General features: G+C 46.9%; 8 protein-coding genes and 1 pseudogene. 7 read left to right on the top strand and 2 right to left on the bottom strand.

The genetic code is table 11. The features are described 5' to 3' along the window. Positions 1-118: pseudogene (locus ACO0K1_RS19615) on the top strand (IS30 family transposase); the annotation flags it as partial. A 57-nt stretch (positions 119-175) separates the two neighbouring features. Here the strand turns inward: ACO0K1_RS19615 and ftrA are convergent. Then, a complete protein-coding gene (ftrA, locus tag ACO0K1_RS19610) occupies positions 176-1,186 on the bottom strand; it encodes a transcriptional regulator FtrA (RefSeq protein WP_423028812.1) in 1,011 nt (336 codons plus the stop codon). 97 nt (positions 1,187-1,283) lie between these two features. Between ftrA and ACO0K1_RS19605 the strand changes: the two genes are divergently transcribed. The 6 genes from ACO0K1_RS19605 (at position 1,284) to ACO0K1_RS19580 (ending at position 8,330) form a co-directional block, all read left to right on the top strand. Further along, the gene (locus ACO0K1_RS19605; RefSeq protein ID WP_423028814.1) at positions 1,284-1,688 is read left to right on the top strand and encodes a rhodanese-like domain-containing protein; all 405 of its coding nucleotides are present in this window, start codon (positions 1,284-1,286) and stop codon (positions 1,686-1,688) included. A gap of 112 nt (positions 1,689-1,800) precedes the next feature. After that, positions 1,801-2,721, top strand: a complete 921-nt coding sequence (locus ACO0K1_RS19600; RefSeq protein ID WP_423028810.1) for a glutaminase — start codon at positions 1,801-1,803, stop codon at positions 2,719-2,721. A gap of 659 nt (positions 2,722-3,380) precedes the next feature. Then, positions 3,381-4,499: an FtsH protease activity modulator HflK gene (hflK, locus tag ACO0K1_RS19595; RefSeq protein WP_423028808.1), complete on the top strand. Its 1,119-nt coding sequence runs from the start codon at positions 3,381-3,383 to the stop codon at positions 4,497-4,499. Beyond that, on the top strand, positions 4,496-5,392 hold the full coding sequence (gene hflC, locus ACO0K1_RS19590) for a protease modulator HflC (RefSeq protein WP_423028806.1): 897 nt from the start codon (positions 4,496-4,498) through the stop codon (positions 5,390-5,392). The genes hflK and hflC overlap by 4 nt, the downstream gene beginning before the upstream one ends. An 85-nt stretch (positions 5,393-5,477) precedes the next feature. Further along, complete coding sequence (locus tag ACO0K1_RS19585; RefSeq protein ID WP_423028804.1) at positions 5,478-6,710, top strand: NRAMP family divalent metal transporter; 1,233 nt, start codon at positions 5,478-5,480, stop codon at positions 6,708-6,710. A gap of 36 nt (positions 6,711-6,746) precedes the next feature. Continuing rightward, positions 6,747-8,330, top strand: coding sequence for a TerC family protein (locus ACO0K1_RS19580; protein ID WP_423028802.1), 1,584 nt, complete (start codon positions 6,747-6,749; stop codon positions 8,328-8,330). Between the two features lie 157 nt (positions 8,331-8,487). Here the strand turns inward: ACO0K1_RS19580 and ACO0K1_RS19575 are convergent, their stop codons facing one another. Then, positions 8,488-8,997, bottom strand: a complete 510-nt coding sequence (locus tag ACO0K1_RS19575) for a hypothetical protein (protein ID WP_423028800.1) — start codon at positions 8,995-8,997, stop codon at positions 8,488-8,490. Positions 8,998-9,349: the final 352 nt, after the last annotated feature.

Raw genomic sequence — 9,349 nt, 5'->3', positions numbered from 1 at the left:
ATGGGCGATGAACAGCTTAAATCATCGTCCCAGAAAATGTCTCGGCTTCAAAACGCCGCACCAAGTATTTATGAAGCAGTTACAATCGCATCAACATGTGGTTGCACTTCGAAATTGAATCCGCCTAGTGATTACTTAGTGATTACCCAGTGATTACCCAGTGATTACCCAGTGATTACTCATTAAGTTCGGAATCAACCCGATGATAAACCTTCTTTGCACCCGCATCCTGTGCTAGGTCAGAGAATTGCTTACGGTAATGCAGTGGGCTGGTATGGACCATGCGTCGAAAATGACGTCGCATCGATTCTTCAGAACCAAAGCCAGCCATCGTGGCAACCTGCGAAAGTGATATGTCCGGAGATTCAAGTAACTCTTTGGCAATGGCGACGCGTTCACGAATTAACCAGGCACCCGGAGCTAAGCCTGTAGTTTCATTAAAATGACGCTGTAGACTACGGATACTCATCGCTGCACGTTTTGCCATCGAATTCAGGTCATGCGGCAGTTCGGGATGCGTTCTGATCCATGTCATTAATTTTGCCAATCGTGCATGCTCATCCTTAGGCATTGGCCGCGGCATAAATTGCGCTTGATCTCCTTCACGATGTGGCGCCACGACGAGTCGCTGTGCCACCAGGTTTGCAATACGCGAGCCGTGGTCTTTTCTCACGAGATGTAACAGCATATCCAAGCCTGCAGCCGATCCGGCTGAGGTCAAAATATTTTCCTGATCAACATACAACGCATTCGTTTTTAGCTCAATATCAGGATATTGTCGCGAAAACTTTTCTGCATAGCGCCAATGTGTAGTTACGGTTTTTCCGCTCAAAATGCCGGCAGCTGCTAAGACAAAAACACCTGAGCAAATCGAGCAAATGCGCGCTCCCCGGCGATGTGCATCTCTGATTTTTTTAAGTAGTGCCAGTGCAGGTAATTCGTCGGGATTTCGCCATCCTGGAATGATAATGGTATCTGCCTTGTCGATGAGAGAGAGGGAATAGGGCGCTTCAATAGTGATACCGCCAGCGGCGCGAATTTTCCCTTTCTCGGCGGCGCAAACAGCGAACTGATACCAATCGACCTCTAGTTCTGGACGTTGCAGTGCAAAGAGTTCGACCGTGCAGCCGAACTCAAAGGTACATAACTGATCATAAGCAAGCGCCACGACGAGGTGATTTTTCATGGCGTAATATTACCGTAGACTGGCATATTTGCCACTATGATTTCATGGATGGAAGCCGGATAATGAAACCTCTTATTAAGCAAACAAGAGGTGAATGATGTCTTACGTGACCGAAGTGCCCGCCGCTGACAGTGTGACTGCGTTAGCGCATTTTTCAGCATTACTCGAATTTGAGACCGATTGCTGGGACGTGCATGAAGCACTGAACAATGGCAAACAAGATTTTGTATTGTTAGATGTACGGAGTGCGAGTTTATACGCTCAAGGCCATATTTCCGGCGCAATTCACCTGCCACACGGTAAAATCGTACCGGCAAAACTTACCGACTACCCTGACGGTACCGTGTTTGTTACGTATTGCGCAGGACCGTATTGTAACGGCGCGATCCGTGGTGCGATCCGATTGGCACAGTTAGGTCGACCAGTAAAAACGATGCCGGGTGGAATTACTGGCTGGCTCGACGAAGGCTTCACATTGGAAACCTTGGCATCGATGGAATAAGACCGACATTTCGAAATAATATTTTTAGTTAGATGGGATACTTTGCAAATCGTCGGCATCAATATTGATCACTAACGCAAGCCACCCGATTTGCAAAGAAAGAGCACTCTGAATGAGCCCCGATTACCAAGCAATTTTGCAAACAATTCATGCGGAAGTGCAACCGCTTCTGTCGCAGGGACAGGTTGCAAGCTATATTCCGCAACTATCTACCATCGATCCACAGCAGTTTGGCATGGCGATTTATTGCCTTGACGGTAGTACTTATGCCATTGGCGACGCTCAAAAGAAGTTTTCATTGCAAAGTATTACCAAACTGTTTGCACTGGCACTGGCGTTTTCGCGCGAGGGCGATAGCATCTGGGCGCGTGTCGGGCAAGAACCATCAGGTAATCCCTTCAACTCTTTAGTGCAAATCGAGTATGAAAAAGGCAAACCGAGAAACCCGTTCATTAATGCTGGCGCCTTGGTGATTAGTGATATTTTGTCAACGCGATTTGTGCAATCCGATATTGCCGTCTTGCAGTTTGCACGGGCTATTTCAGGTCAGCCAAACATCGATTTCGATCCTGCTGTCGCAGACTCAGAAAGGGCAACCGCCCATCGCAACTATGCTATTGCGCATCTGATGAAGGATTTTGGTAACTTACATAATCCGGTTGCAACCGTCATAGACAGCTATTGCCGTCAATGTTCGATCACGATGACGTGTGCCGAATTGGCGAAGGCGGGTAGCTTTTTGGCGCAGCATGGCACTATTCCCTGGAGCGATACGGCGATCCTCGATCCAAGTTCTGCCAAGCGCCTCAATGCCCTGATGTTGACATGCGGAACGTATGATGCCGCCGGGGATTTTGCATATCGCGTCGGTTTGCCAGCAAAAAGTGGTGTTGGCGGCGGTATTCTTGCGTTGGTACCGGGAGAATTAGCGGTAGCTGTGTGGTCGCCGGGTTTGGATGTCAATGGTAACTCTCTAGCGGGGACATACGCTTTAGAGCGCTTTACCACTTTGACCGCGCGCTCGATTTTTTGATTGCGTAGATATTGTTATCCGAGTCCATTTCAATGTCCGCTTCTTTGGCGTTTTTTTAGCTTATTTTTTAGCTTATTTTTTTGCATATTTTTGTATCGTTTTTTTGCGTTATTTTTAATATGTGAAGCGATCGTCCCTTATTGGAATTGGACGACGTTGGGCGTGGCCCGGCAACCACTTAGCTTTTTTGCGACTCTAGGAAAAGTAAATCAAAGTAGATGACGGTGAGATTTTGCCCTGCCCGTGTAAGCTGGGCCTGTACCGTTTATGAGCGTATTTGGTATGTTGCTCCCTCCTTACATCAGGCGTCGAATGAAAAGCTGTTGTTGATGTTGATGTTGATCTTGATCAAGATCAACATCAAGTAAAGCGATGGCCTTGCCAAAGAATAGGCTGGTTGTCACTTGCAGGGCTGAGTAGTAAGATGCTTGCTCAAAGGATAGCCTGACAATATTTGAGTATGCGTACTTAATGATTCATGATGAAATCAGCCACCGCATGCCAGGCATTTATCGTGCAATAAAACGAATTCCCCGTATCAAGCTTGCAATAAATCGGCTTTAGAACTGGCCAGCGAGGGTTTTGCCCGATTTCGTTGCTTTTTTTGTTTATGATACGGGTTCGTCCAACTTCTATGCTTCAAAGAAACGGAATCCATCATGTCTTCAGCGCCGCCGGAAGAACAACAGTCAGCAACAAATGAGCAATCCAAAGTGGACAGTATATTGCAGGCAGTGCAAATCAAAGCTGCGCAGTTTTATATTGCTCTCAATGCCAAAGGGCTGGGGCTGATTGCTGGTTTGATCGCGTTGGCGTGGATATTTTCAGGAATTTATAAAGTTCAACCCGAGGAACAGGGCGTTGTCTTGCGGTTTGGTAAATGGATCGACACTACCGAATCGGGGCTGCATTATCATTTGCCGTATCCGTTTGACACGGTACTTTTTCCAAAAGTAACGCAAGTCAATGAATTAAAACTGGGACGTGCCCGCGCCAGTTCAGCCGATAATTCGACTTCCAGCTCGCATGACGAGCAAATGTTGACTGGCGATGAAAACATTGTCGAAGCCGATTGCGTAGTTTTTTGGAAAGTCAAAGACGCAGGTCGCTATCTTTTTCAAGTCAAAAATCCTGAGCAAGCGATCAAACTGGCTGCGGAAAGTGCGTTGCGTGAAGTCATAGGTCATACGCCAATTCAGGCGGCAATGTCGGACAAGCGTCAGCAAATCGCAGATGAGACCAAACTGCTTCTACAAACCCTGCTCGACAACGAACATTCCGGTATTTATGTCACGCAAGTGCAATTGCAGCGGGTTGATCCGCCCGTAGCCGTCATTGACGCTTTTAATGATGTGCAAAGAGCGCGCGCAGACCAGGAACGTGCGCGAAACGAGGCAGAAGCCTATCACAATGATATTTTGCCGAGAGCGCGTGGTGAGGCTTCGCACATCATTCAGGATGCCGAGGCGTACAAAACCCAGGCCGTCAATTTAGCCGAAGGCGAAGCGAAAAGCTTCTTATCCGTTTATCAAAGCTACGCCCAGGCCAAAGACGTCACAGCTTGGCGTTTATATTTGCAAAGCGTTGATGCTGTATTGAAAAAATCCAGCAAAGTCATTATTGATTCATCTGGTAAAGGCGTATCCGGTGTTGTTCCCTACATGCCTGTTTCTGAGAAAACACCAGGCAGTGCAAACAATAACGTCAACAATAACGCCAACAATAACGCCAACAATAACGCCAACAATAATGCACCTGGCAGTGAGAGTAAAAAATGAATAAAAATACAATAAGGCTGGGATTGTTTATTTTGGTGCTGGTTGGTTTGTCCCTATTGTCATCAGCGTTTTATACGATTTCAGAGGATCAACAGGCCTTGGTGGTGCGCTTGGGCGCGCCAATTGCTGCAGTCAATGAACCTGGTTTGAAAACCAAGATTCCGATGCTTGATACGGTGATTTATTACGACAGGCGCTTACAAATCCTGACGCCGCGCTCTGAACAAGTAATTTTGGGCGACCAGAAGCGAATAGAAGTAGAAACGTACACGCATTTCCGTATTGTTAATCCCTTGCGTTTTTATCAGTCGGTAAGAACTTTTGACCAAGCTGGAACACAGTTGTCGCAATTGGTTAGTTCTTCTTTACGCCGTGAATTAGGTCAGGTTGTGTTGCCCGCCTTGTTGTCCAAAGACCGTCCTAAGATTGTTGAACGGATACAAAAAGAAGTCACAGAAAAAGCACGCCCATTGGGTATTGAGGTGACAGAAGTACGTTTCCATCGGGCTGATTTGCCACTAGAAACTAGCCAGGCGATCTATGACCGGATGAAATCCGAACGTGAACGTGAAGCCAAAGAGTTACGCGCGCAAGGGTTTGAATGGGCGCAGCAAATTCAAGCCTCTGCTGATCGCGAACGGGCGATCATTCTGTCGGAGGCGCAGCGTCAAAGCAATATTACTCGCGGTGAGGCAGATGCACAGGCCAATCAGATTTTTGCAGCGGCGTTTGGTAAGGATCCGAAATTTTATAAGCTGTATCGATCGTTGCAAACTTATCGCACATCGCTCGCTGATTCAGCACCAACATTGATGTTGTCGCCAGATGCTGAATTTTTACGCGATTTTAAAACGGGGCCGTCGGATACTCCGAACAGTGGTGGTAAGCGTTGAAAAGTAAGCTTTACCCAGAAGACAATCAAAACGCTACTGCTTCTAAGTGCTGGCAGTCGCGTTTTTCCTTATCTTAAAATCCCCGATGCGAATTCATCATAGTAGCCGCCAGCGATTAATGCGCATTGCCGTGACAGTAGGTCCCGGTTTGGTAGTGATGTTTGCCGATGCTGATGCCGGTAGCCTGATCACCTCAGCACAAAGTGGCGCTGAATGGGGCTATCGTTTGCTACTCATGCAAATTGTGTTGATTCCCTTGCTGTACATTGCACAGGAATTATCGATCAGATTGGCGCTTGGCACCGGGAAGGGATATGGTGAACTGATTCGTCAACGCTTTGGGCGCGGGATGGCTTTTTTATCCTTGTCGACGTTGATTATTAGTTGTTTTGGGGCGTTGCTTACGCAAATGAGCGGATTGGCTGGCGCTGGTCAGTTATTGAATATTCCGATCTGGCAGACGATCTCATTGGTGGTGGTATTGATTTTTACGATGATGTGGACGGGCTCGTATCGTTCGGTTGAAAAAATTGCGATAGCGTTCGGTTTGTTTGGCCTCGCATTTTTAGTGGTCGCCTGGAAAGCACATCCCGACATGCAGCAGGTGGTGCAGCAAATTCAGGAAATGCCGATGCATGATCATCGTTTTCTTTATCTGATGGCGGCAAATCTGGGAACCAGCATCATGCCATGGACCTTGATTTATCAACAGTCGGCACTGTTAGATAAAGGCTTGTCCCTGTCGCATTTAAAAATTGCCCGCACTGAGACCATCATTGGCGCTACCTTGTGCCAGTTGGTGCAGGCGGCCGTTTTAGTTGCCGCTGCTGCCTCATTTGGTCAACATGGCGTGGTACTTGAAACCGTGCCGCAAATCGCTGACGCGTTTACGGCTGTGCTGGGTCATACCGTCGGCCACATCGTCTTTGTCATCGGCATGACGGGGAGCGCCATGGTTGCCACTATCGTTGTGTGCCTTACGGCGGCGTGGTCAGTAGGCGAGGTGCTTGGTGTGCGTCATTCATTGGAACAGCAACCAAAAGATGCCCCCTGGTTTTACATGGCCTTTGCTGTCATGTTGGTACTCGGAGGCGGACTCGTTTGTTCAGGAATTAATTTGATTCATTTGTCGATTGCCACAGGCGTCATCAACGCTTTGTTGTTGCCAATCGTGTTGGGATTTTTGTATTCTCTGGCACGGACAGAATTGCCACTATCTTTGCGTTTGGGAGGGTATTACGGCGCGGTGGTTTGCGTGCTTTTTGTCCTGACTGCGGGGTTTGGGCTGTATGCCGGGATTGCCGGGATACTCACATGAACGGTATTTTGATGACTGCAATCAAAAGGAGAAATAATGGGCTTTGATGGCATCATGCATGCGATAGGAATGACACTACAAGTGTTCTTTCTTGATCTGATTTTGAGTGGTGATAATGCGGTATTGATCGCACTGGCATGTCGTCGCTTACCGAAAAATCAAATGCGTCAGGTTATTTTGATGGGAACCGGTTTCGCATTTTTACTGCGTGTTGTGTTGACGACCGTCGTGAGTTATTTATTGACCGTGCCCTCGTTACGTTTGATCGGTGGCGTGGCACTGGTATACATCGCACTCAAGTTACTGGTGGATGAAGAGCAAAGTATAGATGAGGCGGCAGATGTAAGTCCTGATGCAAACACAAATCCAGATGCAGATAACGAAAAAACTGTCACTGACAGGTTATGGTCAACGGTAGGTATCGTTGTTGTCGCTGATCTCGTCATGAGTATGGATAATGTGGTCGCACTGGCAGCCGTGGCACAAGACAACATGGCTTTTTTGGTATTCGGTTTATTACTCAGTATTCCCTTGTTGATGTTTGGCAGCTTCTTCGTCACAGGTTTATTAAACCGCTACCCGGTATTAGTTCCTGGCGTGGCGGCGCTGTTAGGTTGGATTGCGGGTGACATTGCCGTTGCTGATCCTTTAATTGCTGATTGGGTAAATACACAATCGCCAGGGCTGGCAGTCCTAATCCCCGTACTCAGCGCCATTTTTGTTTTGGTACAAAGCAAAATCGTCAAAGATGTACGCCAGGCGTGGGGAATTAACGACTTGGCTGCAAGAAAAAAAGCGGATCGGTCAGCGCGTATTCTGGCGATGTCCCAAACATCAGCATCTGCAGAGAGCGTTACGGTTATGTCTTCTTCACAAGAAGAAAATCTACCTCAAGTAACCGTAGAATCGCCAGACAACAATAGTGCACTGCATAGAACACTACCTGCCTCTATCGCCGCCTCTATCACCGCCTCTATCACCACTTCTATCACCACTTCTATCACCGCTTCTGTGATTCCAGATAGTGTCACCAATCACACTACCCTCGATAATGATGCTGGAATTAATCAGGCATCTAGTCCAGAAAATACTTCCCTTATTGCGACCGTGTCAGACGTTGTCGTGACACGCGACGATGATGTTCAGGATAAAGCGGATAAAGCGAATGATGGGGATGAAGAGTATGACGCGGATGAAGAGGATGAAGAAGGCGAGTTTGAGGAAATTCCGGCCGAAGTATCCTGTCTATTAAGTAAATTAAGAGAGAACGGTTTCTTGATCGGCGGTATATGTTTAACAGCCTTGCTTATCTTTGTATTTACGCATTTCGGTAAGAGTTTTATTCCCGCACCTGCGCCGATGACGCAATTTGAGTGTCCGGGATATACCGGAAAATTCTCGCTGTACTATAAGCATGGCGGCGAAAAAATTCAAATTCGCACAGCAGGCCGTGTCATCAACGGCAGCGTCAATTACGGTAAATTGCAGTGGGAGAATTACGCCGATATCAGTACCAGCATAGGTTTCACCCTGCCAGAAGAAATCGTTTCTGATTCAGGGCGCTCTGTACAAATAAATGGTGGTAGCTTCCGACAGATTAGTTGTATGCGTACTGACTAAAAATAACAGCAAAAATTGTCGGCAGGTCGACATCGATTTTGTCTAAAAAAGAAGCCCGCTTGTGCGGGCTTCTTTTTTAGGCAGCAATAGTTCTTTTGAATTAGTTTCGTGGCAGCATTCGTGGCAGCATTACAGGTTCATAAATCACACCATTGCATCAACGTCGTCCGCGGCTTTCGCGATCAAAAAGTGGATCGGGGCCATTTTCTAATTTTGTCACGATACCATTGCTATCAAAATACACTGCCATCAAACTGTCCCATGCACCATCCTGTTTAAATGGATACGACCATGCTTCTAGGCCTGTGCGCGAGTAAAAATTAGTCAGGCTGGATGCGCCGATCGTTCTTAATACCGTTGCTTTATCAGCTTCACCAATCTTGATTTTAGAGAACGTCTCCATCGTTAATACTTGTTGGTAAGAAAGCAGTACCCCGTTTTGATTAAAGGTCGCCATGAACGTGACTTGTCCCATTCTCCCATGCATATATTCCAGAATGTGTTGGTCGCCATTGCTGTAAATATGGGTGGCAGGACCTAATTTCTTGATTACTTCGGCTTCGGTTTGCCTGGGTTGCACAGAGCCCACGCCCCAACTTTGGCATGCACATAGGCTAAACAGAAGTAGGCCAATCATGGCTAAGTGAGCAATTTTTTTGCCATTCATAGAATTCTCCTACTATAGAGCGGTTGAATTGCCGCTATAAAACCGCGACTACTTAATACTTTTGTAGGTCTATTCTATGCCCATTTTCGTTAGTGGACGGATTGTATAATTCCAGGGAGCCGCTAAACTTATAGTTGCCGCTTTGAAGGCAGCTTCTTTGGGTAATGTAGACGCCTGAATTTGGTCGCCTAAAAGAAAAGTTTCCCAATAACAAAAAGGATGATTATAAGGCGAATTCTAGGATGAAGTGCAATTTATGAACGGTACCGGTTAATGAGGGCAAGATGCGATAGCATTTGTGCCTTTTTGACCGGCCAGTCGAAATTGCATAATGAACTACACACATCTCACC

Origin of the sequence: Undibacterium sp. SXout20W (genome assembly GCF_049340285.1) — a bacterium.
In the GTDB taxonomy this organism is placed as follows: domain Bacteria; phylum Pseudomonadota; class Gammaproteobacteria; order Burkholderiales; family Burkholderiaceae_D; genus Undibacterium.
This window is presented reverse-complemented; position numbering and strand designations above follow the sequence as displayed.

What these genes read in the sequence shown, in the direction of transcription:
- ACO0K1_RS19580 (WP_423028802.1), top strand. Translation starts at nt 6,747, where the DNA reads ATGGGCTTTGATGGCATCATGCATGCGATAGGAATGACACTACAAGTG.
- ACO0K1_RS19605 (WP_423028814.1), top strand. Translation starts at nt 1,284, where the DNA reads ATGTCTTACGTGACCGAAGTGCCCGCCGCTGACAGTGTGACTGCGTTA.
- ACO0K1_RS19575 (WP_423028800.1), bottom strand. Translation starts at nt 8,997, where the DNA reads ATGAATGGCAAAAAAATTGCTCACTTAGCCATGATTGGCCTACTTCTG.
- ACO0K1_RS19600 (WP_423028810.1), top strand. Translation starts at nt 1,801, where the DNA reads ATGAGCCCCGATTACCAAGCAATTTTGCAAACAATTCATGCGGAAGTG.
- hflC (WP_423028806.1), top strand. Translation starts at nt 4,496, where the DNA reads ATGAATAAAAATACAATAAGGCTGGGATTGTTTATTTTGGTGCTGGTT.
- hflK (WP_423028808.1), top strand. Translation starts at nt 3,381, where the DNA reads ATGTCTTCAGCGCCGCCGGAAGAACAACAGTCAGCAACAAATGAGCAA.
- ACO0K1_RS19585 (WP_423028804.1), top strand. Translation starts at nt 5,478, where the DNA reads ATGCGAATTCATCATAGTAGCCGCCAGCGATTAATGCGCATTGCCGTG.
- ftrA (WP_423028812.1), bottom strand. Translation starts at nt 1,186, where the DNA reads ATGAAAAATCACCTCGTCGTGGCGCTTGCTTATGATCAGTTATGTACC.